The organism is Ruegeria sp. BHSC276 (assembly GCF_059612945.1).
On record NZ_JBXWRP010000012.1, the window covers coordinates 28,287 to 53,785 of the forward strand.

General features: G+C 61.7%; 23 protein-coding genes. 10 read left to right on the plus strand and 13 right to left on the minus strand.

Annotated features, from left to right (window positions below):
• Positions 1-19 precede the first annotated feature (19 nt).
• The 4 genes from AC2FMD_RS17195 to iscR are packed head-to-tail and all read right to left on the minus strand — an operon-like array spanning position 20 to position 3,309.
• Positions 20-217: a hypothetical protein gene (locus AC2FMD_RS17195; protein WP_496742293.1), complete on the minus strand. Its 198-nt coding sequence runs from the start codon at positions 215-217 to the stop codon at positions 20-22.
• Positions 217-1,737, minus strand: coding sequence for a Fe-S cluster assembly protein SufB (gene sufB / locus AC2FMD_RS17200; RefSeq protein ID WP_496678328.1), 1,521 nt, complete (start codon positions 1,735-1,737; stop codon positions 217-219). Before sufB ends, AC2FMD_RS17195 begins: the two co-directional genes overlap by 1 nt.
• 18 nt (positions 1,738-1,755) lie before the next feature.
• A complete protein-coding gene (locus AC2FMD_RS17205) occupies positions 1,756-2,799 on the minus strand; it encodes a cysteine desulfurase family protein (RefSeq protein ID WP_496713540.1) in 1,044 nt (347 codons plus the stop codon).
• A 51-nt stretch (positions 2,800-2,850) separates the two neighbouring features.
• Positions 2,851-3,309 (minus strand): Fe-S cluster assembly transcriptional regulator IscR, encoded by a 459-nt coding sequence (iscR, locus tag AC2FMD_RS17210; protein ID WP_496689335.1) that lies wholly within the window; start codon positions 3,307-3,309, stop codon positions 2,851-2,853.
• A gap of 179 nt (positions 3,310-3,488) precedes the next feature.
• Between iscR and AC2FMD_RS17215 the strand changes: the two genes are divergently transcribed.
• From AC2FMD_RS17215 to typA, 4 genes are all read left to right on the plus strand, one after another.
• Positions 3,489-4,142, plus strand: coding sequence for an alpha/beta hydrolase (locus tag AC2FMD_RS17215; RefSeq protein WP_490360388.1), 654 nt, complete (start codon positions 3,489-3,491; stop codon positions 4,140-4,142).
• Positions 4,142-4,387 carry a hypothetical protein gene (locus tag AC2FMD_RS17220; RefSeq protein WP_490360389.1) on the plus strand — a complete coding sequence of 82 codons (246 nt, stop codon included), beginning with the start codon at positions 4,142-4,144 and terminating at the stop codon, positions 4,385-4,387. Before AC2FMD_RS17215 ends, AC2FMD_RS17220 begins: the two co-directional genes overlap by 1 nt.
• A gap of 350 nt (positions 4,388-4,737) precedes the next feature.
• Positions 4,738-5,073 carry a DMT family transporter gene (locus tag AC2FMD_RS17225; RefSeq protein WP_496678323.1) on the plus strand — a complete coding sequence of 112 codons (336 nt, stop codon included), beginning with the start codon at positions 4,738-4,740 and terminating at the stop codon, positions 5,071-5,073.
• A gap of 74 nt (positions 5,074-5,147) precedes the next feature.
• Positions 5,148-6,965, plus strand: a complete 1,818-nt coding sequence (typA, locus tag AC2FMD_RS17230) for a translational GTPase TypA (RefSeq protein WP_496795278.1) — start codon at positions 5,148-5,150, stop codon at positions 6,963-6,965.
• 49 nt (positions 6,966-7,014) lie between these two features.
• Here the strand turns inward: typA and AC2FMD_RS17235 are convergent, their stop codons facing one another.
• Positions 7,015-7,269 (minus strand): hypothetical protein, encoded by a 255-nt coding sequence (locus tag AC2FMD_RS17235; RefSeq protein WP_496742291.1) that lies wholly within the window; start codon positions 7,267-7,269, stop codon positions 7,015-7,017.
• Here AC2FMD_RS17235 and AC2FMD_RS17240 point away from each other — a divergent pair.
• On the plus strand, positions 7,268-8,125 hold the full coding sequence (locus AC2FMD_RS17240; RefSeq protein WP_496795279.1) for a hypothetical protein: 858 nt from the start codon (positions 7,268-7,270) through the stop codon (positions 8,123-8,125). The genes AC2FMD_RS17235 and AC2FMD_RS17240 overlap by 2 nt on opposite strands.
• An 83-nt stretch (positions 8,126-8,208) precedes the next feature.
• Here AC2FMD_RS17240 and AC2FMD_RS17245 read toward each other — a convergent pair whose 3' ends face one another.
• The 4 genes from AC2FMD_RS17245 to recA form a co-directional block, all read right to left on the minus strand.
• Positions 8,209-8,835 carry a transglutaminase-like cysteine peptidase gene (locus tag AC2FMD_RS17245; RefSeq protein ID WP_496742289.1) on the minus strand — a complete coding sequence of 209 codons (627 nt, stop codon included), beginning with the start codon at positions 8,833-8,835 and terminating at the stop codon, positions 8,209-8,211.
• Between the two features lie 346 nt (positions 8,836-9,181).
• Complete coding sequence (locus tag AC2FMD_RS17250) at positions 9,182-9,469, minus strand: DUF1330 domain-containing protein (protein ID WP_490360396.1); 288 nt, start codon at positions 9,467-9,469, stop codon at positions 9,182-9,184.
• A 1-nt stretch (position 9,470) separates the two neighbouring features.
• Positions 9,471-12,143, minus strand: a complete 2,673-nt coding sequence (alaS, locus tag AC2FMD_RS17255) for an alanine--tRNA ligase (protein ID WP_496742288.1) — start codon at positions 12,141-12,143, stop codon at positions 9,471-9,473.
• A 136-nt stretch (positions 12,144-12,279) separates the two neighbouring features.
• The gene (recA, locus tag AC2FMD_RS17260) at positions 12,280-13,344 is read right to left on the minus strand and encodes a recombinase RecA (RefSeq protein ID WP_496678314.1); all 1,065 of its coding nucleotides are present in this window, start codon (positions 13,342-13,344) and stop codon (positions 12,280-12,282) included.
• 304 nt (positions 13,345-13,648) lie between these two features.
• Here recA and AC2FMD_RS17265 point away from each other — a divergent pair, with 304 nt between their 5' ends.
• A complete protein-coding gene (locus AC2FMD_RS17265) occupies positions 13,649-14,242 on the plus strand; it encodes a gamma-glutamyl kinase (protein WP_496742287.1) in 594 nt (197 codons plus the stop codon).
• A 1-nt stretch (position 14,243) separates the two neighbouring features.
• On the opposite strand, the gene AC2FMD_RS17270 is transcribed toward AC2FMD_RS17265, so the two are convergent.
• The 3 genes from AC2FMD_RS17270 to guaB all read right to left on the minus strand — a co-directional run bounded on the left by AC2FMD_RS17270 (position 14,244) and on the right by guaB (position 19,287).
• Positions 14,244-16,427 carry a hybrid sensor histidine kinase/response regulator gene (locus AC2FMD_RS17270; protein WP_496742286.1) on the minus strand — a complete coding sequence of 728 codons (2,184 nt, stop codon included), beginning with the start codon at positions 16,425-16,427 and terminating at the stop codon, positions 14,244-14,246.
• A 220-nt stretch (positions 16,428-16,647) separates the two neighbouring features.
• Positions 16,648-17,805 (minus strand): RsmB/NOP family class I SAM-dependent RNA methyltransferase, encoded by a 1,158-nt coding sequence (locus AC2FMD_RS17275; protein ID WP_496742285.1) that lies wholly within the window; start codon positions 17,803-17,805, stop codon positions 16,648-16,650.
• Between the two features lie 33 nt (positions 17,806-17,838).
• Positions 17,839-19,287: an IMP dehydrogenase gene (gene guaB, locus AC2FMD_RS17280; RefSeq protein WP_496689592.1), complete on the minus strand. Its 1,449-nt coding sequence runs from the start codon at positions 19,285-19,287 to the stop codon at positions 17,839-17,841.
• 215 nt (positions 19,288-19,502) lie between these two features.
• Here guaB and AC2FMD_RS17285 point away from each other — a divergent pair, with 215 nt between their 5' ends.
• The 4 genes from AC2FMD_RS17285 to AC2FMD_RS17300 all read left to right on the plus strand — a co-directional run bounded on the left by AC2FMD_RS17285 (position 19,503) and on the right by AC2FMD_RS17300 (position 24,578).
• The gene (locus AC2FMD_RS17285) at positions 19,503-21,545 is read left to right on the plus strand and encodes an ASKHA domain-containing protein (protein WP_496742284.1); all 2,043 of its coding nucleotides are present in this window, start codon (positions 19,503-19,505) and stop codon (positions 21,543-21,545) included.
• A 24-nt stretch (positions 21,546-21,569) separates the two neighbouring features.
• Positions 21,570-22,427 (plus strand): class I SAM-dependent methyltransferase, encoded by an 858-nt coding sequence (locus AC2FMD_RS17290; protein ID WP_496742283.1) that lies wholly within the window; start codon positions 21,570-21,572, stop codon positions 22,425-22,427.
• A gap of 109 nt (positions 22,428-22,536) precedes the next feature.
• On the plus strand, positions 22,537-23,940 hold the full coding sequence (locus AC2FMD_RS17295) for a sensor histidine kinase (RefSeq protein WP_496795280.1): 1,404 nt from the start codon (positions 22,537-22,539) through the stop codon (positions 23,938-23,940).
• On the plus strand, positions 23,937-24,578 hold the full coding sequence (locus AC2FMD_RS17300) for a response regulator (RefSeq protein WP_496795281.1): 642 nt from the start codon (positions 23,937-23,939) through the stop codon (positions 24,576-24,578). Before AC2FMD_RS17295 ends, AC2FMD_RS17300 begins: the two co-directional genes overlap by 4 nt.
• Positions 24,579-24,641: 63 nt before the next feature.
• On the opposite strand, the gene AC2FMD_RS17305 is transcribed toward AC2FMD_RS17300, so the two are convergent.
• Positions 24,642-25,418 (minus strand): hypothetical protein, encoded by a 777-nt coding sequence (locus tag AC2FMD_RS17305; protein WP_496742280.1) that lies wholly within the window; start codon positions 25,416-25,418, stop codon positions 24,642-24,644.
• Between the last annotated feature and the right edge of the window lie 81 nt (positions 25,419-25,499).

Below are 25,499 nucleotides of genomic sequence, written 5' to 3' on the forward strand. Positions count from 1 at the left end.
CGCCGGCCCCAATCTGTTCCTATCCCGGCACTCTGCGCAGCAACCGCGCCGCGATCCATCCCAGGACCGCCCCGCCGCCGATCGCCCAGACCGGGTTGATGAAATCGGTGTAGTTGACGTTGACATAGGTCGCGCCCAGCAAGCCGCCCAGAACCGGCAGTGCATAAGACGCTGCGGTCAGGACATCACACCTGCGGTTGCGCAGCGAGCGGGCCATCAGCCGACCGAGCCTTCCAGCGAGATCGCGACAAGCTGCTGGGCCTCCATGGCAAACTCCATCGGCAGCGCCTGCAGCACGTCCTTGCAGAACCCGTTGACCACCAGCGCCACGGCCTCTTCCTCGTCCATGCCGCGCTGACGGCAATAGAACAGCTGATCCTCATCGACCTTCGAGGTGGTGGCCTCGTGCTCGACCCGGCTGCTGTTGTTCTTGACCTCGATATACGGAACGGTGTGCGCCCCGCATTTATCGCCGATCAGCAGGCTGTCGCACTGCGTATAGTTCCGGCTGTTCTTGGCCTTGGGGTGCATCGACACCAGCCCGCGATAGGTGTTCTGGGCCTTGCCCGCGCTGATGCCCTTGGACACGATGCGCGACTTGGTGTTCTTGCCCAGATGGATCATCTTGGTGCCGGTATCGGCCTGCTGGTAGTTGTTGGTGATGGCGATCGAGTAGAACTCGCCCTGGCTGTCATCACCCCGCAGGATGCAGGACGGGTATTTCCAGGTCACGGCGCTGCCGGTCTCGACCTGCGTCCACATCACTTTAGACCGGTCACCCCGGCAATCGGCGCGCTTCGTCACGAAGTTGTAGATGCCGCCTTTGCCGTTCTCATCGCCCGGGAACCAGTTCTGGACGGTCGAATATTTAACCTCGGCGTCTTCTTCGACGATGATCTCGACCACTGCGGCGTGCAGCTGCGCGGTATCACGCTGCGGCGCGGTGCAGCCTTCCAGATAGGACACGTACGAGCCCTTGTCGGCGATGATTAGCGTCCGCTCGAACTGGCCGGTGTTTTCGGCGTTGATGCGGAAATAGGTGCTCAGCTCCATCGGGCAGCGCACGCCGGGCGGCACATAGACGAACGACCCATCCGAGAACACGGCCGAGTTCAGCGTGGCGTAGAAATTGTCCGACACCGGAACCACCGAGCCCAGGTATTTTTTTACCAGTTCGGGGTGTTCTTTGATCGCCTCAGAGATCGAGCAGAAAATGACGCCGGCCTTCTTAAGCTCGGCCTGGAACGTCGTGCCAACCGAAACCGAGTCGAACACCGCATCCACGGCGACCTTGCGGCCCTCGGCCGGGGCATCTTCGGCTCCTTCGACGCCTGCCAGAATCATCTGCTCTTTCAAAGGGATACCTAGCTTTTCGTAAGTGGCCAACAGTTTGGGATCGACCTCGTCCAGCGACTTGGGCTTGGTCTCCATCGATTTGGGCCGCGCATAGTAATACTGGTCCTGGAAGTCTATTTCAGGATAGTGGACCATGGCCCATTTGGGCTCTTCCATCTGGGTCCAGCGCTCGAAGGCCTTCAGACGCCATTCGGTCATCCACTCGGGCTCTTCGTTCTTTTCCGAGATCAGTTTGACGATATCGGGGTTCACGCCCTTGGGCGCATACTCCATCTCGATATCCGTATCCCACCCATATTTATAGGTTCCGACCTCGCGCACCGCGTCAACGGTTTCCTGATCGACACCTTCTTTTACTTGGGTCTGGTCCAAAGCGGCCATGTTCCACCCTCCGTCAGATCACGCGGCCCGCGCGCGATGCTTTTTCTCTTTTTCCAGCCACGTTTCGGCGAAACGCAGCACGTCTTCTTCACTCGTCTCGGGGCCCAGCGAAACGCGTACCGCGCTGGCCGCCGTGGCCTCGTCATATCCCATCGCAGTCAGTACCGCGCTTGCCCTTACCTTACCGCTGGAGCAGGCCGACCCGGCGCTGATCGCAAAGCCCGACAGATCCATCTGCATCACCTGCGTTTCGCCCTTCCAGCCGGGCGTCGCAAAGCACAGGGTGTTGGGCAACCGATCCTGATCTTTCCCGACAAAAATAGTAGATTTAGAACCAGCCTCAAGAGCCTTTTCTAGAATATTTCTAAGTTCTGCAACCTTTTCCCAAACTCCGTTTGCCAGATCCCGCGCCGCCGCTTCAGCCGCAGCGCCGAACCCCGCGATTCCAAGGACATTTTCCGTCCCCGACCGGCGCCCCATTTCCTGGCCACCGCCCTTGATCCGGGCCTCCAAATCGGTGCCGCGTTTCATGACCACGGCACCAACGCCCTTTGGCCCGCCCAGTTTGTGCGCCGAGACCAACGCCATCTGCACATCCAGCCAGTTGAAGGCGATGGGCAGTTTCCCAAACGCCTGCGTTGCATCGGTGACGGCCAGACCCTTGGGCAAGGCCTGAATGATACCGGTTTCGGAATTCGCGAGTTGCAAGGTGGAACGGGCCGGGTCGGCCACGTTGACGGCGCCTTTACTCGACACCGGCAAATCTTCTACGATCCAGGCCCTTACGGCATCATGTTCGATCGCCGCGCCGTGCAGGTCGCGGCCTTCCAAGGCCAGCGCCGCCCCCTCGGTCGACCCAGATGTGAACACGATATCGGCCCCATCAGCCCCAATGGCCGCCGCCACCTGCGCACGCGCCTTTTCGATGATCGCCTTGGCCGCACGCCCCTCGGCATGGACCGAGGACGGGTTCCCGCAGACCTCCATCGCCGCGATCATCGCGTCGCGCGACTCGGGGCGCAGCGGGGTCGTGGCATTGTGATCCAGGTAAACACGTTTCATGGAGTCACCTTTTCCGGCAGGCGTTCAGGTTGCATCGCCTGTCTCATCCGATCAATCATCCACAACAGAAAACAGGCTAGGCACGGCCGGACAAGGCGCCAGTTCGTTCTCGATGACATCCGACAGCCGGGTCTGGTGCAGAAAAACGTAGACATGGGCGCTCAGGCTTTCCCAAAGGCGGTTGGTCAACGACTGCGCCCGGCTGCCGGAAGACGCCCCAGACGCCCCAGCGCCCTTGTGCATGGCGTCCACGGTCTCATCGACGGCCGACAGAATCTCGACTACGCGAATTTCAGATGCTGGCCGCGCCAGACGATAGCCGCCGCCCGGCCCGCGCACCGATGCGACCAGATCGGCGCGGCGCAGTTTGACGAACAACTGTTCCAGATAAGGAAGCGAGATGTCCTGACGCTCGGAAATCTCACCCAGCGTCACCAGGGTGTCGGCGGGCTGAAGCGCGATGTCGGCCAGCGCAACCATCGCATAACGACCTTTGGTGGACAGCTTCATTTCCTCGATCCTTCCGGCGTGAACCGCGTGAAAACATTGACGTCGCCGCAGTCAATGCGTATCTCCGTCGGACAGCGTGTTCACGCTGCGATACTCAATTAGAACCGTTCTAAGGTGCCTGACGATAACCGTCAAGTATATCGCGGCGCCCGCGAGAAAAAGACAGGACAACCGCACACATGCCCGAGGTGATTTTTCCCGGACCTGAAGGCCGCCTGGAAGGCCGCTACCACCCGCAGAAGGAAAAAGACGCACCGATCGCCATCGTGCTGCACCCGCATCCCCAGTTCGGCGGGACCATGAACAACAAGGTCGTCTACAACCTGCATTACGCGTTTTACAACATGGGCTTCACGGTCCTGCGCTTCAATTTCCGGGGCGTCGGCCGCAGCCAGGGCGAGTATGATCAGGGCGTGGGCGAACTCAGCGATGCCGCGGCGGCGCTGGACTATCTGCAGTCGATGAACAACAACTCGAAACACTGTTGGGTCGCGGGCTTCTCCTTCGGGGCCTGGATCGGCATGCAACTGCTGATGCGCCGGCCCGAGATCACCGGCTTCATCAGCGTCTCACCGCCGGCCAACATGTATGATTTTTCTTTCCTCGCGCCCTGCCCCTCGTCGGGCCTGATTATCAACGGCACCGCTGATCGTGTGGCGCCGCCTGCGGATACCACCGCGCTGGTCAACAAGCTACACGAGCAGAAAGGCATCACCATCACCCATACCGAGGTGGAAGGCGCCGATCATTTCTTCCAGGGCGAACACATGGATACGTTGATCACCAACGTCACCGACTATGTGAAACGTCGCCTGACCGAGAACACGCGCTGATGTCGGATACCATCACCACCTTGGCCGCCAAACTGGCCGAGGACACCATGAAGGTCATGGACGAGACAGGCCATGACCGATTCTATGTCGAGGTCGGCGAAGTGCTGGGCGCGGCCTCGCAATCGCTGGAAGAGGCCTTCCTGACCGAGATCCGCGTGCGCCTGGCCGAGCGCAAGGCCCGCCAGTTCGTCATCCGCAAGCTGTCGGAACATCGCGCCAAATTGAAGGCCATCGAAAAGAAATAAGCCGCAAAAAAAAGGAGCCCTCGGGCTCCTTTTTCATGGTCGCATCGCGATCAAATCTCAGTTTTGCTTGACCTCTCAGCCAAATAGGCTGCGTCGGTTTCGACGGACCCCCCGTCCGCAAGCCACCCAGTCGCCGCAATGAGTGCCGAAGCACAAAGGACGAACTTGACAAAAGTCGTCATCTGAAAAACTCGTAACAAAAACACCAATAACTATCACTACGATACATCAACTCACCGTTTGTCATAGTCTGGATTACCTGACCTCTGCGTCAACCCACGTCCCGGCCCTTGCCAGATCCGTTCCGGTTGTGGTCAACCTTCGCAAACTTCGAAACAAGGTGCCGCCTCATGCCCAAAGCCTATCTGATCCTTCTGCTGGCCGTCGTCGCTGAAACCATCGGAACCACGGCCCTACAGGCCAGCCAGCAATTCACGCGGTTTTGGCCTTCGGTTCTGGTCGTGGTCGGCTATGGTGTCGCCTTCTACCTGATGGCTTTGACCTTGAAGGTGATGCCCGTTGGCATCGTTTATGCCATCTGGTCCGGGCTGGGCATCACGTTAATCGCCCTGATCGGATTCCTCGTTTTCGGACAGCGGCTGGATTGGCCTGCGGTGCTGGGGCTGGCGATGATTCTGGGCGGAATCCTCGTCATTCATCTGTTTTCGCACACGGCGGTGCATTGATCTCGCGTTAGGGCTGGTAACTTGTGGCGTCCCGCGTTATGCGCGCGGCAACTTCCCGTTCAAAGGCTGACTTCATGGACCTGCGCAACATCGCAATCATCGCCCACGTGGACCACGGCAAAACGACCCTGGTGGACGAACTTCTCAAACAATCCGGCGCGTTCCGCGAGAACCAGGCCGTGGCCGAACGCGCCATGGACAGCAATGATCTTGAACGCGAACGCGGCATCACCATTCTAGCCAAGGCCACCAGCGTCGAATGGAAGGGCACGCGCATCAACATCGTCGACACCCCCGGCCACGCCGATTTCGGCGGCGAGGTCGAACGCATTCTCAGCATGGTCGATGGCGTCGTGCTGCTGGTCGATGCCGCCGAAGGCCCGATGCCCCAAACCAAGTTCGTGACCTCGAAGGCGCTGGCGCTGGGCCTGCGCCCGATCGTGGTGCTGAACAAGGTCGACAAGCCCGATGCCGAGCCCGACCGCGCGCTGGACGAATGCTTTGACCTGTTCGCCAACCTCGGCGCCGACGATGACCAGCTGGATTTCCCGGCCATGTACGCCTCGGGGCGGTCGGGCTGGGCCGACATGGAACTGGACGGACCGCGCAAGGATCTGTCGGCGCTGTTCGACCTGATCGTCGATCACGTTCCCGCCCCCAAGCAGATCGCGCGCAAGGATGAACCCTTCCGCATGCTGGCAACGACCTTGGGCAGCGACCCGTTCATCGGCCGCATCCTGACCGGCCGCGTCGAAAGCGGCACGCTCAAGGCGGGCGATGCGCTCAAAGCGCTCAGCCGCGACGGCACCTTGATCGAGAATTTTCGCGCCACCAAGATCCTGGCCTTCCGCGGTCTCAGCCAGCAACCGATCGACGTGGCCGAAGCGGGCGACATCGTGACCATCGCGGGCATGAGCAAGGCCACCGTGGCGGATTCGTTGGTGGCCCCGCAGGTGACCGAGGCCCTGCCCGCCCAGCCGATCGACCCGCCCACCATCACCGTCACCTTCGGCATCAACGACTCGCCACTGGCGGGGCGTGACGGCAAAAAGGTCCAGTCGCGCGTCATCCGCGACCGCCTGATGAAAGAGGCCGAATCCAACGTGGCCATCCGCGTTACCGATACTCCCGGCGGCGAAGCCTTCGAGGTTGCGGGTCGAGGCGAATTGCAGATGGGCGTTCTGATCGAGAACATGCGCCGTGAAGGCTTCGAACTCAGCATATCGCGCCCGCAGGTTCTGTTCCGCGAGGAAAATGGACAGCGGCTGGAGCCGATCGAGGAAGTCACCATCGACGTGGATGACGAATATTCGGGCGCCGTGATCGAAAAGATCACCGGCGCGCGCAAGGGCGAACTGGTCGAGATGCGTCCGGCCGGCGCCGGCAAGACCCGCATCATCGCACATGTCCCCTCGCGAGGCCTGATCGGTTATCACGGCGAGTTTCTGACCGACACCCGCGGCACCGGTGTTTTGAACCGCGTGTTCCACGGCTGGGCGCCGCACAAGGGCCCGATCCCCGGCCGCCGGGCCGGCGTTCTGATCTCGATGGAGAATGGCCAAGCCGTCGCCTATGCGCTGTGGAACCTCGAGGAGCGCGGCCGCATGTTCATCGGCCCGCAGGCTGATGTGTATCAAGGCATGATCATCGGTGAGCATTCGCGGGACAACGACCTCGAAGTGAACCCGCTCAAGGGCAAGAAGCTGACGAACGTGCGCGCCAGTGGCTCGGATGACGCGGTGCGCCTGACCCCGCATGTCCAGTTCTCGCTGGAGGAGGCCATCGCTTATATCGATGAGGATGAACTGGTCGAAGTGACCCCGAACGCGATCCGCCTTCGCAAACGATTCCTCGACCCGCACGAGCGGAAGCGGATGGCCAAATCCGCCTGATCCGAACGGCAAACCGACCTGACTCGGAAGCAATGACGTCAGCTTGACGTCATTGTTTCCGCTCTGATTTCGTTGGGAAAAACGAAAAAGACACGCTTTCCCCAACGGCCATTTGTTTCAACTGTACTTTTTCGGGAACACGGTCTGAATACTCTCCCGTCAGCCTGGCCAGAACCTTGCGATTGTGGCGCATCGGGGGTGTGATCATGGCGTGAATGTGGCGCCGATTCTGTATGCTCTGCCAAGCCGTGGCATCGTAGTTGGCGTGTTTTTTTGAGTAACCAGTGCCGAGGAGCTTGGTCATGGTAGTATTTTCCCGCGTTTTCATTGTTTTTTCACTTTTTTTCACGTCCGGGATTTCGGCCGGAACTGAGGCAAGCGCGGCGTGTACCGTGAAAACAGCTCGTCAATCAGGGGCGTCCGCTCAAGTACTGTGTGAATGCGATCAAGTCACAAGAAGTATGCTGAGATACATCCAGCGCCGCGCGGACTTTGAGCAAATTCTGACGAGGCTAGGAGCTGAATGTCCGCAACTTGCCGTGCTCTTGACCGATATACCGACAGCCTCGATCGGCGTTCAACAACAGAAAAGTGGCGACGGACCGTCCGAACCTGAAACTGGCAGCTCTGGCGCGCAGGGGGCAAGCACGACCGTTGGCAATGGTGGCATCACCGGCGGTGACGATGGGGGCAATACCGACGGCGACGGTGGAGGCAATACCGACGGCGACGGTGGGGGCAATACCGACGGCGACGGTGGGGGCAATACCGACGGCGACGGTGGGGGCAATACCGACGGCGACGGTGGGAGCAATACCGGCGGCGGCGATGGGGGCAATACCGACGGCGACGGTGGGAGCAATTCCGGCGGCGGCGATGGGGACAATACCGACGGTGACGGTGGGGACAATACCGACGGTGACGGTGGAGGTTGCACCTGTTCAGGGCCCCCGGACGCCGACGACGACAAGCCTGATCGCGACGGAAAAGGCAAGAAAAGCGGAAAAGGTACAAAGGGCGACAAGGGTGGAAATGGAAAAAATAGTGGAAACAAGTCCGGCGATGGTCGCAAGGGAAGCACGGGCAACAATGGTGGTGGCAATGGGCCCGAGGGAAGCAGCCCAGGCCAAGGCCACAATGCTAATAACGACGAGAGCTGACGGGGCTTGAACTCGGATGCAGGGCTTCAATTTGAGGCCCTGCATTCAACCATTTCGTCAATCGATTCGCGCCAGACGCAAATTCAGCTGCGCCGAAAAACCCCGACCCAACGATGGGGTTGATTGGGATCTTGCATGCGCAGGAATAGGTACCTGGTCGATGCCCACGGCTTGATCTGGTTGGTTTGATTGTCCAGAATCATATCGCCGCGCGGCGACCGATAGACCAAAACTGCATGGCCCCGGCGTCTCGTGTCCAGTACGGTCGCGATAAGAAGCCGCTTGGGATCAATGCCAGCTTCGATCAGGTTTCTCTTTTTCAGCAGAACGAAGTCTTCGCAGTCCCCACCCAACTTTGTCGGCAGCGCCCATTTTTCCTGCAGCCGGTATTGTGACTGGTCAGAAACCTCCCTGGTCGAGGCGTTCACGTGGCGATTGATCTGCTTCACGACCAATAACTCTCGGTGACCATCAATCGTTCGGCTGGATCCTTCCGAGCATGCCCAACTGTATCGTTGGCAGAGTTGAGACGCGCCCGATGGCGGCTGAGCAGGGGTCGCCCCGGTAATGAAAGCGCTGTCAGCCAAGGCTGCGGAACTGAACGCCGCCATGGCAACAGCCGCCAAAATACCCAATGCGCGACACCGACCAGCCGCCACTACAGGTCCGGATCGCAATTTCAGTGCAGAAGATTGGGTCGCCTTCTTCATCTCAACCTCCGGATCCTGACAGCACACTGGTCACCGGATGAAAATCTAGGTGTCTGCAATCAACTAAGTGTCATGCAAATACCCAAACACGGCAACCTTCCGCCAAATTCGGGTCGAAAAACGGCGAAAATCCGTCTGTCAATCAGGCAATTTGGGATCAAGATGATGGCAGAAATGGGCATCAAGAGGCCGGCAGGCCGTTTATCGCTAGGCGCGAAACGCCGGCATTTGCGGGTGGCGCAAAATCCTACTCAGCCCCACAAACCAAGTCAGTTAGCGTCGCAAGACACAAGGTTTGCGTTGTCTGGACGTTTGAAAAGGGCGGCCCGTGCCTCGGGCCACCGGGTCATTCGGTCGTTTCGACCACGATCAACTCGCGTTCACTTGCCCCGCGCGCATGATCCAGCGCCTGCTGGTATTCCGGCGAGTTGTAGCAGGCCACCGCGTCTTCGACAGACGGGAACTTGGCCACGACATTGCGCGGCCGTTCCTTGCCCTCAAGCTGAACATACCGCCCTGCCCGGGCGATGAAATGCCCGCCATGCTTGGCAATCGCAGGGCCTGCCAGTTCGGCATATTTTCCATATGCCTCGGCATCGGTCACCGTGACATGAGCAATCCAGAGTGCAGGCATCCTAACCTCCCAATACCTGTTCCGCCGCCTTGATGGCCGCGGCTGCATTCGACGGATCGCGTCCTCCGCCCTGAGCCATGTCGGGGCGTCCACCGCCGCCCTTGCCGCCCAGTTCCTGCACGGCCGCCCGAACCAGATCGACCGCCGAGATCTTCTGCGTCAGGTCGTTGGTCACGCCGGCCGCAACCGCGGCTTTTCCACCGCTGTCGGCAATCAACAGAACCGCGCCCGAGCCGAGTCGACTTTTATGTTCGTCGATCAAGGCTGGCAGGTCCTTGCCCGAGACCCCGCTCAGGGCCTGGGCCAGGAACTTGATGCCGTTGACGTCCTTGGCCACGGCACCGTTTGACTGCCCCGCGCCTCCGGCCATGGCCAGTTCGCGGCGCAGCTGTGCAACCTCGTTCTGCAGGGCCTTGCGTTCGTCCAGCAGGGCCTTGACCCGACTCACCACATCCTCGGGCTGCGCCTTGAGTTCGGACGCGACCTGCACAAGACGGCGATCCTGGGTCGAGAGGTATTCGAGGGCGGCATCCCCCGTCAAAGCCTCGATCCGGCGCACGCCGGCGCTGCTGGCGCTGTCGCCCAGGATGACAAAGGTGCCGATGTCACCCGTGTGGCGCACATGGGTGCCGCCGCACAGTTCGATCGACCAGGTCTCGCCGTCATGACCTTTGCCCGTGGGCGCCTTGCCCATCGAAACCACGCGCACCTCGTCGCCGTATTTCTCGCCGAACAGCGCCTGCGCGCCCAGCTTACGGGCATCGTCCGGCGTCATGATCCGGGTTTCCACGGGCGAGTTCTGACGGATGAAGGCGTTGACCTCACGCTCGACCGTTTCGATTTCCTCTGGCGTCATCGCCTTCGTGTGGCTGAAATCGAAACGCAGACGGTCTGCGGCGTTCAGAGAACCGCGCTGCGCCACATGCGCCCCCAGCGTTTCGCGCAGGGCCTCGTGCAGCAGGTGCGTGGCCGAGTGGTTGGCCCGGATCGCGCTGCGACGGGCATGGTCGACCTCAAGTTCCACCGCCTCGCCCTTGGCAAATGGGCCACGCTCGATTGTAACCTTGTGCGCGATCACCTTGCCGTCGGCGAACTTCTTGGTGTCTTCGACCAGAGCAACCTCGTCGCGGTCCTCCAGGCGCCGAATGACGCCGGTATCGCCGACCTGACCACCGGCTTCGCCATAGAACGGCGTCTGGTTCGTGACGATCCAACCGCTTTCACCCGGCTCCAGCTTCTCCACCAGCGCCCCGTCGCGGATAACGGCCAAGACCTGGCCCTCGGCTTTCTCGGTCTCGTAGCCCAGGAAATCGGTCGCACCGGCGGCGTCCAGAACGTCGAACCACACGGCCTGATCGGCGGCTTCCCCCGATCCCGCCCAGGCGGCCCGAGCCTTGGCCTTCTGTTCGGCCATCGCAGCATCGAACCCTTCGGTGTCCACGGTCCGGCCCTTCTCACGCAGGGCGTCCTGCGTCAAATCCAGCGGAAAGCCATAGGTGTCATACAGTTTGAACGCAGCCTCGCCGGGCAAGGGCGCACCGTCGGGCAGGCCCGCCACTTCGTCATCCAGCAGTTTGAGGCCGCGGTCCAGTGTCTGCTTGAACCGGGTTTCCTCCAACAGCAGCGTTTCCTCGATCAGCGCCTGCGCCCGGCCCAGCTCTGAATATTGCGCGCCCATCAGTTGCACCAGCGTGGGCACCAACCGGTGCATGACCGGATCCTTGGCGCCTAGCAGATGCGCGTGACGCATGGCCCGGCGCATGATCCGGCGCAGCACATAGCCGCGCCCGTCATTCGACGGCATCACACCATCCGCAATCAGGAACGAGGTCGACCGCAGGTGGTCGGCGATCACCCGGTGATGCACGTTCTGATCGCCGTAGGGGTCGACATTGGTCACATCCGCCGACGCCTCGATCAGAGTTTTGAACAGATCCGTATCATAGTTGTCGTGGCTGCCCTGCAGCAGCGCACCGATCCGTTCCAAACCCATGCCGGTATCGATCGACTGCATGTCCAGTTCACGCATCGAGCCGTCCTCGAACTGCTCGTTCTGCATGAAGACGATGTTCCAGATCTCGATGAATCGATCGCCGTCCTCCTCGGCCGACCCCGGAGGACCGCCCCAGATGTGATCGCCGTGATCATAGAAGATCTCTGTGCAGGGGCCGCAGGGGCCGGTGGGGCCCATCTGCCAGAAATTGTCGCTGGTGGCGATGCGGATGATCCTGTCCTCGGGAACGCCGACCTTTTTCCAGATTTCGAACGCTTCGTCGTCGGTATGATAGACCGTCGTCAGCAGCCGGTTCTTGTCGATCCCGAACTCCTTGGTGATCAACTCCCAGGCGAAGGGAATCGCCGCTTCCTTGAAGTAATCCCCAAACGAGAAGTTGCCCAGCATCTCGAAGAAAGTATGGTGGCGGGCCGTGTAACCGACATTGTCCAGATCGTTGTGCTTGCCGCCGGCACGCACGCATTTCTGCGCGGTGGTAGCGCGTTTGTAGTCGCGGGTCTCGAGGCCGGTGAACAGGTTCTTGAACTGCACCATGCCCGAGTTGACGAACATCAGGGTCGGGTCGTTGCGCGGCACCAGCGGGCTCGACGCAACCACCTCGTGCCCTTGTTTGGCAAAGTAGTTCAGAAAGGTTGAGCGGATATCGTTCAGCGTGGGCATTGGGCTCTCTCAGCGCGCAGTCATGATCTGTCGCGACGGTTTAGCCGCCCGCCCGCCGATAGTCCACAGGATTGCTGCACCGCAAACGAAACAGGGCGGCCCAAAGGACCACCCTGCCTGTCTTTGACCCGGTCGATCACGCTTCGAGGATGTCGTCCTCGTCCGCCCCGGGCGGCATGTCGAACTCCAGCCCGTGCGCGGCACGGATCTTGTCTTCGATCTCCAGCGCAATCCGGCTGTTCTCGCGCAAGTACTGCTTGGCGTTTTCCCGCCCCTGCCCGATCCGTTCGTCGCCATAGCTGAACCACGAGCCCGATTTCTCGACCACGCCGGCCTTGACGCCCAGGTCCAGCAATTCGCCCATCTTGCTGATGCCTTCGCCATACATGATGTCGAATTCCACCTGCTTGAACGGCGGCGCCACCTTGTTCTTGACCACTTTCACGCGGGTCTGGTTGCCGACCACCTCGTCGCGGTCCTTGATCGCGCCGATGCGGCGAATATCCAGGCGGACCGAGCTGTAGAATTTGAGGGCGTTGCCCCCGGTCGTCGTTTCCGGGCTGCCGAACATGACGCCGATCTTCATGCGGATCTGGTTGATGAAGATCACCATGCAGTTGCTGCGGGCGATCGAGCCGGTCAGCTTGCGCATTGCCTGGCTCATCAACCGGGCCTGCACGCCCACATTGCTGTCGCCCATGTCGCCTTCCAACTCGGATTTCGGCGTCAGAGCGGCCACCGAGTCCACCACGACCATGTTGACCGCCCCGGACCGCACCAGCGTATCGGTGATTTCCAGCGCCTGTTCACCCGTATCGGGCTGCGAGATCAGAAGCTCGTCCAGATCCACCCCCAGCTTGCGGGCGTATTGCGGGTCCAGCGCATGTTCCGCATCGACGAACGCACACACACCACCGCGTTTCTGCTGTTCTGCTATGCAGTGCAGGGTCAGGGTCGTCTTGCCCGAGCTTTCCGGGCCGTAAATTTCGACGATCCGACCCATCGGCAAGCCGCCGATGCCCAGGGCGATGTCCAACCCCAGAGAGCCGGTCGAACTGGCCTCGATCTCCTGTCGGGCGCCGTCGCCCAGTTTCATGATCGACCCCTTGCCGAACTGCCGCTCGATCTGGGCCAGCGCGCTGTCGAGCGCCTTTTGCTTGTCCGCGTTTTTCTTGTCGCTCATCGTCAGAAGATCCGCCATTGTCCTGTCGCCTTCCCTTTTGTCACACCCGAAACCGGGCGGCAATCGCTGCTTTGTTCGCCTCTTGTTCCTTATGAGATCAAAAAGTGAACATTTCAACCAAAACTTTCAGGATTTACTTTCAACAAAAGATGTTAACGAGACGTTTACTTGAGGCTTGGGTCGCGGCATGATCGCGCAAAGCACTGAGAAATAGCGCTTTTTTCAGCAATTCGCGCTGCGAATCCGGCCGCATCATTGACCTTGCGGACAAGCCCGGCCAAACATTGTCCCATAAACAGGTTTAGCGTCGGGCAGTAGTTTCATGCTGATATTCTTCAAAGAACGACTGGCTTTGCTGTCCGTCCCCAAGACCGGCAGCACAGCGTATTTCAAATCGCTGCGTGATCGGGCCGATATTGTTGTGTCCGGCCCTCCCGATCTCAAGCACGCACCGGTGCGCCGGTTCGACCGGTTCTTTCAGAACATTTTCTTGAAGATGTACGATACCGAAATCGAGGTCATGGCCGTTGTCCGCGAGCCCCTGGATTGGCTGGGCAGTTGGTACAGGTACCGATCGCGGCCTGAATTGCAGGGTCACGAAAAGGCGACACATGACCTCAGCTTCGACGCCTTCGTTCAAGGCTACTTGCGCACACCGCGCCCAGCCTTTGCCGACGTGGGCAGCCAATCTGAATTTTTCAGAACGCGCAGCAATGGCCGCGGTGCGACCCATATTTTTCGCTATGACAACCAGCAAGCAATCCTCGAATTCCTGCAGGACCGTTTGGATACCGAAATCAACCTGACCCAGGAAAACGTGTCGCCAAAACGCCAGATGGACATCGCGCCGGAGACCGAGCGACGGTTTCGCAAGATCCACGCGGCCGAGTTCGACCTGTACGCTCGGGCCAGATGACTCAGCTCAGATGCTGCTGCACCGATTCGGCCAGTTGCGTCAGCGAAAACGGCTTGGGCAGGAAACTTGCGTCGGGCATTTCCGGACCGGACTCGCCAAAGGCGCCCTCGGTGTATCCCGACATGAACACCACCCGCACGTCCGGCCTGTCGATGCGCGCCTTGGAGACCCAGGTCGGGCCGTCCATACCCGGCATGACCACATCGGTCACAAAGACATCGACATGCAGATCCGGGTCTTCAAGGAGTTTCAGCGCTTCCTCGGCGGAACCGGCTTCGAGCACAGTATAGCCCTTCAGACGCAAGGCGCGGGTCGCAAAGGCCCTGACCGGTGCCTCGTCTTCGACCAGCAGAACCACGCCCTCGCCGGTATGGTTGGCGCCCTGTTCCTCGGCCTTGTGTTCCGGCGGCTTTTCGGTTTCGGCCGTACTGCACACCGGCAGCAGTACGTTGAATTCAGAGCCGCGGCCTTCGACGCTGTCCACGAAGATGAACCCGCCGGTCTGCTTGACGATCCCGTAAACCGTTGACAACCCCAGCCCGGTGCCTTCGCCGGTGCGCTTCGTGGTGAAGAACGGCTCGAACACCTTGTCCAGCTTGTCCCCCGGTATACCGATTCCGCTGTCGATGACCTTGACCGAAACATATTCGCCGGGCGCGACGGTTGCCCGGTCACGTCTGAATTCTTCGGTCAACACGACGACTTCGGTCTCGATGCGGATATCGCCCCCCTCTGGCATGGCGTCACGCGCGTTGACTACGAGGTTCATCAACACCTGTTCCAACTGACGCTTGTCCGCCCGCACGGGCTTCAACACCGGGTCGTGGCTGAGGACCAGCCGGATCTTCTCGCCCACCAGTCGGTTCAGAAGGTGGATCAGGTCGGAAATGGTGTCGCGCAGGTCCAGGACTTCGGGCCGCAACGTCTGTTTGCGGGAAAACGCCAGCAACTGCCCCACAAGGGCGGCCGCGCGGTTGGCGTTCTGGTTGATTTGCACCAGGTCCGCATAGTCAGGATCACTCGCCTCGTGCCGCAGCAGCAGCAGATCGCAGTGACCTGAAATTGCGGTCAGCAGGTTGTTGAAGTCATGCGCGACGCCGCCGGCCAACTGCCCGACGGCCTGCATCTTCTGGCCCTGAACGAACTGTGCTTCCAGCGTCTTCAATTCCGTCGCATCATGCAGTACGGCCCGCAGACCGACCTCACCATCATTAACGACCCGGGACAGGGTGACCTGAACATAGATGTCCTTGTCCTTCCGACTCAGCCGCAGAAACTCGGAACATGGGGGGGCCTCGCGCTGAGCCACATCCGTCAACAATGCGGATACCGGGCGGTTCAATCCCTGCATGATCTCACCGATGTTGGTCTGGCCGACAGGAAAGTCACCCAACAGTTTCGCAGCAAGGTGATTGGCCTCGATGACATCTCCGGTCAGCGACAACCGCAACAGCGGCACAGGCAAGTCGTCCACCGCCGGCGCCCATTGGGTCGGTTTGGTGTCGTCGATCTCGATCAACGCCAGGTCTCGGCCCGAGTTCGTCCTCTTCAGTTCGGTGACACAGATGCGGCGCACTGCATCGTTTCCTTCGATGCGAACCATGCTAGCGCCCTTCGAAGTCCTGGCTGAAAGGATCTGTTGCAGCGCATCGGGGGCCCGGCTCAGCAGTTCTTGCGCAGGCGGATTTGCCGCAAGCACACTGTCCTTGTGCCCCAAAGTGACCACCGGAACCGACACATGCGACCACAGCTGGCGTCCCGATGCCTTGATTCGCCACAAGAACAGGCCGTTGCCGAGATCGACGGTCAGGACCGGAATGCTGGCGCCCCTGCTCACGATGTCTTCGGCCGCCCGGCCATGGGCCACGGCCCGAGAATGCATGCGCAGCAAAATGGGCGACGGGTTGGCGAAGACGGACCGCAGACACCGATCCAGCCGGACGCCAGGACCGGCGTTGAACCGGCTTCGGGCCGCTGAATTGGCGATGACAATGGTCCCGTCGGAATCGGAGATAAAGCCAGGCGCGGGTTCCTTTTCCAGAAAGGCAGCCAGTATCGCCCTGACCTTGCTGTTCGCGCGTTCCTCAAGCAAGCCACGAAGCGACACGAAGAAAAATACCGCCAGAAAAGACCCGCCGACCGCCAGAATGCCGGGCGTCCATTCATCAGGGATTGTCGACAGCATCGGCAGCATGCATACGCCCACGGCCGCCCCCAGCAAAGACAGCATCCGCGACCAACTGGGCAATGATCTGTCGTTCAGCCTGGGTACCGCCCCAACCGTCTGAGTCATAAAATAGCCTGTTTCAATTCGCCCCGCGTGCAGTCGGGCACACGGATGGTAAATATGACGTTAACGCAAGCCTCGGCGCTAACTTCTACCTTGAGTTGTTTTCAGCCCGTGGCTATCTCGTCAAGTGAGCAGTGAAGAACCCATCGGTTCCGTGTACAACCTGCCACAATTTTCGGAACCCGCACGTCCAGTCTGGGTGTTCCGCCAGAAACCGGTCGACACGCCGGTCATTCTCGACATCCAGCAGCGAACAGGTGGCATAGGCCAGCACACCCTGTCCGGTGACCAACGGCGCCACCTGGTTAAGAATACTGTCCTGAATGCTGGACAGCTCGGTCAGCCGGTCCGGTGTCAAGGCCCATTTGCCGGCGGGCGCGCGGCGCCAGGACCCGCTGCCCGAACAAGGCGCGTCCACCAGCACCAGGTCGAAAGGCCCGCGTCGTGCGACCTCATGCGGCGCCAGCAGCGTCACGCTTACCCCGGCCCTGCCCGCCCGCACCGGCAAATCCCGCATCCGGGCCGGGTTTGCGTCATGGGCAAAGACCTTTACATCCGTGTGGGCAGCCATCGCCAGGGCCTTGCCGCCGCCGCCTGCACAGAAATCCAGAACCCGCATGCCGGGCTTTGGGTCCAACTCGGCAACCACCGCCTGGCTGGCCGCGTCCTGAAGTTCGACTAGCCCGCGCGCATAGGCCTGGCCGTTCGATACACGACGCGCACCCGAGACGACTTCGAGCGCGGTTGCGCAGGCTGGATGCGGGACCACCTCGACACCATCGGACAGCAGCGTCGAGACGGCGGTTTCCACATCTGCCCGGGCAAGATTCACCCTCAGATGGACCGGCGCCCGCCGCTGCAAGGCGACGGCGGTGGGGCGCGCCAGATCACCGAGGGACCGCTCGAAGATCGGCCACAGCCATTCGGGGATATCATGTTCCTCGGCCACGGTGGCAAAGGCGCGTCCGACCTCGTTGTCCTGCACCGGCGCCGGTGCGTGCCGATCCCCAGAGAAAAAATCGTCCGGCTCTTCGCCCGCGGCACGCAGCGCACCCAGCATCAACCCACGCCCGGTCATCGCTCCGCCGCGCGCCGCGTAGGACCGCATGCACCGGACTGCATCGAACACGTGATCGCGGATGGCCGCGCGATCCTTGGACCCGGCGAAGCGGCTGCGCCGCGCCCAGCCGGTCAAAGCCTTTTCGACGGGCGCACCCGATAGGATGTCGTCAAGGATTTCGATGGCGGCCTGAACCCGCGCGGCTGGTGTCATCTGCTGATCCGTTCGGGCAACCCGTTGGCGCCTTTACATGATGCGGTAGTTGGGGCTTTCGCGGGTGATCTGCACGTCATGCACATGGCTTTCCTTCAGGCCCGCGCCGGTGATCTTTACGAACTGACAGTTGCGCCGCATCTCTTCGATCGTGGCACATCCGGTATAGCCCATGGCCGCACGCAGGCCGCCGACCAGCTGGTGCACGACGGCGCTGGCCGAGCCTTTGTAGGGCACCTGCCCCTCGATCCCTTCGGGCACCAGCTTGTCATTCGCGGCGTCCTTTTGGAAATAGCGATCAGCCGAGCCGCGCGCCATCGCGCCCAGGCTGCCCATGCCGCGATAGGACTTGAACGAACGGCCCTGATACAGGATCACCTCGCCCGGGCTTTCGTCGGTGCCCGCGATCATCGAGCCAACCATGGCGCAGGACGCCCCCGCCGCGATGGCCTTGGCGAAATCGCCTGAGAACTTGATACCACCATCGGCGATGACCGGAACGTCTCCGGCCGCCGCTGCGCAATCCATGATCGCGGTCAGTTGCGGCACGCCGACACCGGCCACCATGCGCGTGGTGCAGATCGAGCCTGGCCCGATCCCGACCTTTACCGCATCGGCACCGGCGTCGATCAGCGCCTTGGTCGCGTCTGCGGTGGCGACGTTGCCTGCGATGATCTGCACTTCGTTCGACAGGGCCTTGATCCGCTTCACCGCGTCCAGCACCCCTTGGGAATGGCCGTGCGCAGTATCGACCACGATGATGTCGACACCCGCATCCACCAACCGCTCGGACCGTTCGAAACCGGCATCTCCAACCGACGTGGCCGCCGCGACGCGCAGCCGGCCCAGATCGTCTTTGCAGGCCGTTGGGTTCAGCACCGCTTGCTCGGTATCCTTCAGCGTCAGCAGGCCGGTCAGCTTGCCGTTGGCGTCCACAACCAGCAGCTTTTCGATCCGGCGGGCCTTCATCAGGCTGATGGCTTCTTCCCGGTCGGCCGGTTCTTGCAACATGGCCAGGTTGTCCGAGGTCATCATCGCGCGGATCGGCTGGTCGTCCGAGGTGGCAAAGCGCATGTCGCGATTGGTTACGATGCCGACGACGCGGCCTTCGTCATCCACCACCGGGAACCCGGTGAAGTTGTAGCGCTCGACCAAGGCCTTGGCATCGGCCAGCGTCTGATCGGCGCGCAGGGTGACGGGATTGTAGACGATGCCGGATTCGAACCGCTTGACCCGGCGCACCTCGCGGGCCTGTTCTTCGACCGTCAAGTTCTTGTGGATCACCCCGATGCCGCCGGACTGTGCCATCGCGATGGCCATGCGCGCCTCGGTCACAGTGTCCATGGCCGAGCTGAGCAGCGGTATGTTCATGTTGATCGCGCGCGTCACGCGCGTGGACGTGTCTGCCGTTGCCGGCAGCACCGACGAGGCCGCCGGAACCAAAAGAACGTCATCAAAGGTGAGTGCCTCACGAATCTGCATCTGCTAACCCCATGCAAAACCCCGTTTGGCGGTGACCCTATTGCATGGTTTCGACCAAAGGAAAAGCCCCTGCCCCAACTTGTTCGCCCACAAACCGCCGCGATGGCGCGGAAAACGACGCAAGCCGTGCAAAACCTGCCGCGGATTGGCCTTTCCCTTTGCCTCGAAACCCATATCTTGCCGCCATACGCGCGAACACCAAAAAGGCATCCGTCATGACCACCGATCCCCTTGTCGTCTTTACCCCATCGGGCAAACGCGGACATTTTCCCGTTGGCACTCCGATCCTGACGGCGGCCCGGCAGCTAGGGGTCGATCTGGATTCGGTCTGCGGCGGGCGCGGGATCTGCTCGAAATGCCAGATCACACCCAGCTATGGCGAGTTTCCCAAACATGGCGTCACGGTCCGCGAAGACGCGCTGAGCGAATGGAACGCGGTCGAGCAGCGCTATGACGACAAGCGCGGTCTGAAACCGGGCCGGCGTTTGGGCTGTCAGGCCACCGTTCAGGGTGACGTGGTGATCGACGTTCCACCCGAAAGCCAGGTTCACCGCCAGGTGGTGCGCAAGGCCGCCGCCGCGCGGGCCATTACCATGGACCCGGCCACGCGCCTTTGTTTCGTGGTGGTCGAGGAACCGGACATGCACTCGCCCACCGGCGATCTGGAACGGCTGGAGCGTGCCCTGCGCGAGCAGTGGCAGATCGACGCCGTCACCGCCGACCTATCGCTTCTGTCCAAACTTCAGCCGACCCTGCGCAAGGGCAAGTGGGAGGTTACGGTTGCCTTGCACAAGGGGCACAAGGACAGCGTGGCGCGCATCGTCGAAATCTGGCCCGGCCTGCACGAAAACGGGCTGTACGGGCTGGCCATCGACCTCGGCTCGACCACCATCGCCGCGCATCTGACCGATCTGGAAACCGGCGAGGTCAAGGCCTCCTCCGGCCTGATGAACCCGCAAATCCGGTTCGGCGAGGACCTCATGAGCCGCGTCTCTTATGCCATGATGAACCCTGGCGGTGATCAGGAAATGACCCAGGCCGTGCGCGAGGCGATCAACGATCTGGTCACCTCGATCGCCGACGAGGCCGGGATCGACCCGGCCCTGATCGTGGAAACGGTATTCGTCTGCAACCCGGTCATGCACCACCTGCTGCTGGGTCTGGACCCAGTCGAGCTGGGCCAGGCGCCCTTCGCGCTGGCCACATCCGAAAGTGTCTCGCTGCCCGCGCGCGAGATGGATCTGACCACGATGAACCCGCGCGCGCAGGTCTACATCCTGCCCTGCATCGCGGGCCATGTGGGGGCCGACTGCGCCGCCGTAGCGCTGAGCGAAGAGCCGGGCAAGTCGCAGGACCTGGTGTTGATCGTGGACGTCGGCACCAATGCCGAGATCCTGCTAGGCAACACGACCCGCGTGCTGGCATGTTCCTCGCCCACCGGACCGGCGTTCGAGGGCGCGCAGATCAGTTCGGGCCAGCGCGCCGCGCCCGGCGCGATCGAGCGCATTCAGATCGACCCGGTGACCAAGGAACCCCGGTTCCGCGTGATCGGCTCGGACAAGTGGTCGGACGAAGACGGGTTCGAGACGGACATCGCCACCACCGGCATCACCGGCATCTGCGGGTCGGGCATCATCGAGGCGGTGGCCGAAATGCGCTTGGCCGGCCTGCTGGACGAGAGCGGCCTGATCGGCTCGGCCGAACAGACCGGCTCCAGCCGCTGCATCCCCGAGGGCCGCACTCATTCCTATCTGATTCATGATGCCAGCGCCGAAGGTGGCCCACGCATCACCGTGACCCAAGGCGACATCCGCGCGATCCAGCTGGCGAAATCCGCGCTCTATGCCGGGGCGCGGCTGCTGATGGACGAGATGGGCGTGGACAAGGTGGATCGCGTGGTGCTGGCCGGGGCGTTCGGCGCCCATATCTCGACCAAACATGCGATGGTTCTAGGCATGATCCCCGACGCGCCGCTGGACAAGGTCTCGAGCGCGGGCAACGCCGCCGGTACCGGCGCGCGCATCGCGCTGTGCAACATCGCCGCCCGGGCCGAGATCGAGCGCGTGGTGCGCGAGATCACCAAGGTCGAAACCGCGATCGAGCCGAAATTCCAAGAGCATTTCGTCGCCGCCAACGCGATCCCGCACAAGACCGACCCCTTTCCGGAACTGTCAAGGGTCGTCAGCCTGCCCGCCCCATCCTTCAACACCGGGGGCGATGCGGAAAAAACTGGCCGCCGTCGCCGCAGAAAGGCATAGTCGAGCGAAACGCGGAGGGCGTCCTTGCAACTGGCGAATGAAGACCAAGCTGAATACTGGGGAAACTCGGCGTCAGGCACCAAGTGGTTGACCTTCGAGGACAAACTGGACCATATGCTGGCCCCGGTTCTGGACCTGGTTCTGGAGCGCGCAGACCTGACGTCCGGCCTGCGGGTGCTGGACATCGGCTGTGGCACAGGTGCCAGCACGGTCGCGGCTGCGCGCGCAGTCGGGCCCCAGGGGCACGTTCTGGGTGCCGATATCTCGGGCCCGTTTCTTGACCGAGCCGCACTGCGTGCCGACGCGGCCGGCCTGCCCAACACCGCGTTTCAACTGGCCGATGCCCAAGTCGCACCGTTCGAGCCGGAATCCCGCGACGTGGCTATTTCGCGTTTTGGGGTGATGTTCTTCGACGATCCTGTCGCCGCTTTTGCCAATATCGCAAGGGCACTGGTTCCAGGCGGACGGATGATCTTTGCCGCCTGGGGGCCGCTGTCCGACAACCCGTGGTTTCGGGTGCCGCATGTGGCCGCCACGGCGCATCTGGGCCACCCACCCAAATACGGACGCCACGCGCCCGGCCCGCTGGCCTTTCAGGACATCGACCGCGTCACCCGCCTGATGACCCAGGCCGGGCTGCGCGATGTTTCCGGCGAACCTGTCACCCTGCGCCTGCCCGGCCTGAACAGCGTCGAGGAAACGGCCAGACTGTGTACCCGCGTGGGGCCTGCCGCGCGAGTCATCGCGCATTTTGACGGGTCCGAGGACGACGCCCGCATCATCCAGCGCGCCGTTCAAAGCGAATTTGAACGCTTCGTCGTCGATGGTAATCCCGGGCTGCCCGCGGTCATCAACCTGTTTCAGGCCCGCCGCGCCGCCTAAGGCGGCCCCTGGCCGTTGCACCCATTGCGGCCAATGCCGCATCCTGGGCGACCTTTTCCGACCAAGGTCCGTGGCAAAGGGCGATCGGCCGGGCAATAGTGGGGGCAGCATGAAACTACCAAAGCCCGATCTCAGTTCAGGAAATTGGTCCCTGTCCCGCGCCTATCTTGCGGCCAGCGTCGTGGTTATGGGGACCGGCGCTATCGTAATCGGCGGCTGGGTCACGGGCCGGATCGAAGATGCGGTCGTACAGAACTCTGCCAATTCCGCAGCCCTCTACATGGAAAGCATCCTGTCGCCGCTCAGCCAGGAACTAGCCCACGGCGACAGACTTTCGGACCCGGCAGCGCGGGCCGTGTCCGAGCTGTTCGATCAGCAATCGATGCAAGAGCGGATCGTCTCGTACAAGATCTGGAAAAAGGACGGGCTGATCGCCCATGCGTCAGACCCCGACATCATCGGACGCACGTTTCCCCCCACCGACGATCTGAAACGCGCCTGGTCGGGGCAGATCTCGGGTTCGTTCGAGAAACTAGACCGCGCCGAGAACCAAGCCGAGGCCGCGATGGGCATTCCGCTGCTGGAAGTCTACAGCCCCATACGCGAGATCTGGTCCGGCGAGATCATCGCCGTCGGCGAGTTCTATCAGCGCGCGGATCAGTTGCAGACCGACCTGATGCAGGCCAGACGCACCAGTTGGCTGGTGGTGGCCACGACCTTCGGGCTGAGCACGCTGATCCTATACCTGATCGTGGCGGTCGGCGACCGGACGATCCGCACCCAGTCCGACCTGTTGAAGACCCGTCTGGCCGACAGCCTGAAAATGTCGCAACAAAACGCCGACCTGCGCGCGCGGGTGATCGAGGCATCGGACCGGTCAACCGCCCAAACCGACCGCTTTCTGCGCAAACTCGGTGCCGAGCTGCATGACGGCCCGGCCCAGTATCTGGCGTTGGCAGCGCTGCGGTTGGATTCGGCCTTTCCCCAAGACGGGTCCGGCAACAAGGTCGCCCACGAGGTTCACCAATCGATTCAACGCGCGCTGACCGAGATCCGCGCCCTGTCCCGCGGGCTGGCGGCCCCCGACATAGAGGCGCTGGACCTTGAGGACGTGATCGTGCGCGCCGCCAGCGACCGGTCGGTTCCCGACGCGCCCGCCCCCGAGTTGTCGATCAGCGGCGACGTGATGCCCGCGTTGTCCTACGCCGAAAAGCTGTGCGTTTTCCGTTTCGTGCAGGAGGCCCTGTCGAATGCCGCCCGTCACGCAAAAGGGGCGAAATGCACCGTTACCTGCACTTCAAGCCCCGACGAGCTGTCGGTGGCGGTCGCCGATGATGGTCCGGGGTTCGATCCGTCAGATGCCATCAAGCTGGGTACCGAGGGCGGTCAGGGCCTGATGGGGCTGCGCGACCGGGTGGAAAGCATCGGAGGGCGTTTCGAGCTCAAAACCGCCCCCGGTGCGGGAACAACGATCAAAATGACTCTGTTTCACAGGCAAGCGAGGCCGAGATGACCACGACAATCGTATTGGCAGACGATCACCCGATTTTTCGGGACGGATTGCACAGGACATTGGAGGATTCGGGTGAATTCAAGGTGCTGGCGGCCGGCGAGAGCGCCAATGAGGCCGTGCAACTGACCCGAGACCACAAACCCGACCTCGTCATCCTGGACCTGTCCATGCCGGGCGGCGGAATCGCCGCCACGCGGCAGATCGCGGCCATGGAGGATCCACCGCGCATTGCCATTCTGACCGTCTCCGAGGACAGCAACGACGTCGCCGACGCGCTGGAGGCCGGGGCGACGGGTTACATCCTAAAGGGCGTCACGGCCAGCGCCTTGACCGGATCGCTGCGCAGCATCGCCGCCGGCGAAGGGGTCGTGTCCCCCGGGCTGGCCGCGCGGGTCCTGTTCTCGATCGGAAAGAGCAAGACCAAGGTGGCCGAACCTGACGGGCTGAGCGACCTGACGCATCGCGAAGAGGAAATCTTGCGTCGCGTGGCCAAAGGGCTGAGCAATCGCGAAATCGCCGAAGAGCTGACGCTCCAGGAAAAGACCGTAAAGCATTATATGACAAGCATTCTGTCCAAGCTGCATGCCCGAAACCGGGTCGAGGCGGCGCTGATCGCCCACGACGCCTGGAAAACCTGACGCCCAACTGAAAACGGCCCCCGGAAATTCCGGAGGCCGTACTTGGTTTGCTCGACGGCTTGCTCAGTACGTGATCGCGTTCAACCGCTGCATATCGGCCGAGGTTGCCGGGCGTTCGACCACTGTCCGGTTGTATGGATCCTTCAACTCGTACCGGCCGGCCTCGATTTCCTCTTTCCAGCCATTGGTATAGCGCACCTCGATATTGCTGCCCTGGCGTTCCACCTTGGCTGGCCGGCCACCGGCACTGTTGCCACCAGACGGCACGCTGTTGATGGTCACGCTGTCGGCCAGCGAACGCAGTCGTGTCAAGTCAGAGCCGGTCGCCGGTCGCTCCTCAACCGTACGGTTCTGCGCGTTCTTGCGTTCATAGCGCCCGTTCTCGATTTCTTCCTTGGTGCCGTCTGAATAGCGAATCTCGACGCCGCTGGCGCTGGTTTCAATCTTGGTCACGCGCACCGGGCCATTGCCCGATCCCGACGCGGCCGCGGATCCGCCGCGCTTGCTTTTGCCGCTGCGGGACTTATCGTCGTCGTCATCATCGTCGTCGTCCCGGTCATCATCGCGGTCATCATCCCGATCGTCGTCTCGGTCATCGTCGCGGTCATCATCCCGAGCGTCGTCTCGGTCATCGTCGCGGTCATCATCCCGATCGTCGTCCCGGTCATCGTCGCGGTCGTCGTCACCATCCTTGCCTTTGCCGCTTTTTGCAAAAGCATAGGAGGGATCCACATGGAAACCGGAGTCAAAGTCAAAACTCAGCGAATAGGGGCTGGCGGCGAAGGCTGACGCCAGGGCTGCGGTGCTCAACAACCTTGCGATTTTCGTTTTCACGCTCATCTCGATATCCTTTCCTGTCAAAACGCCCTTCCTGACGCTATTGGGAAAAGGCTAACAGGCTGGGGACACGGCAACATCGGC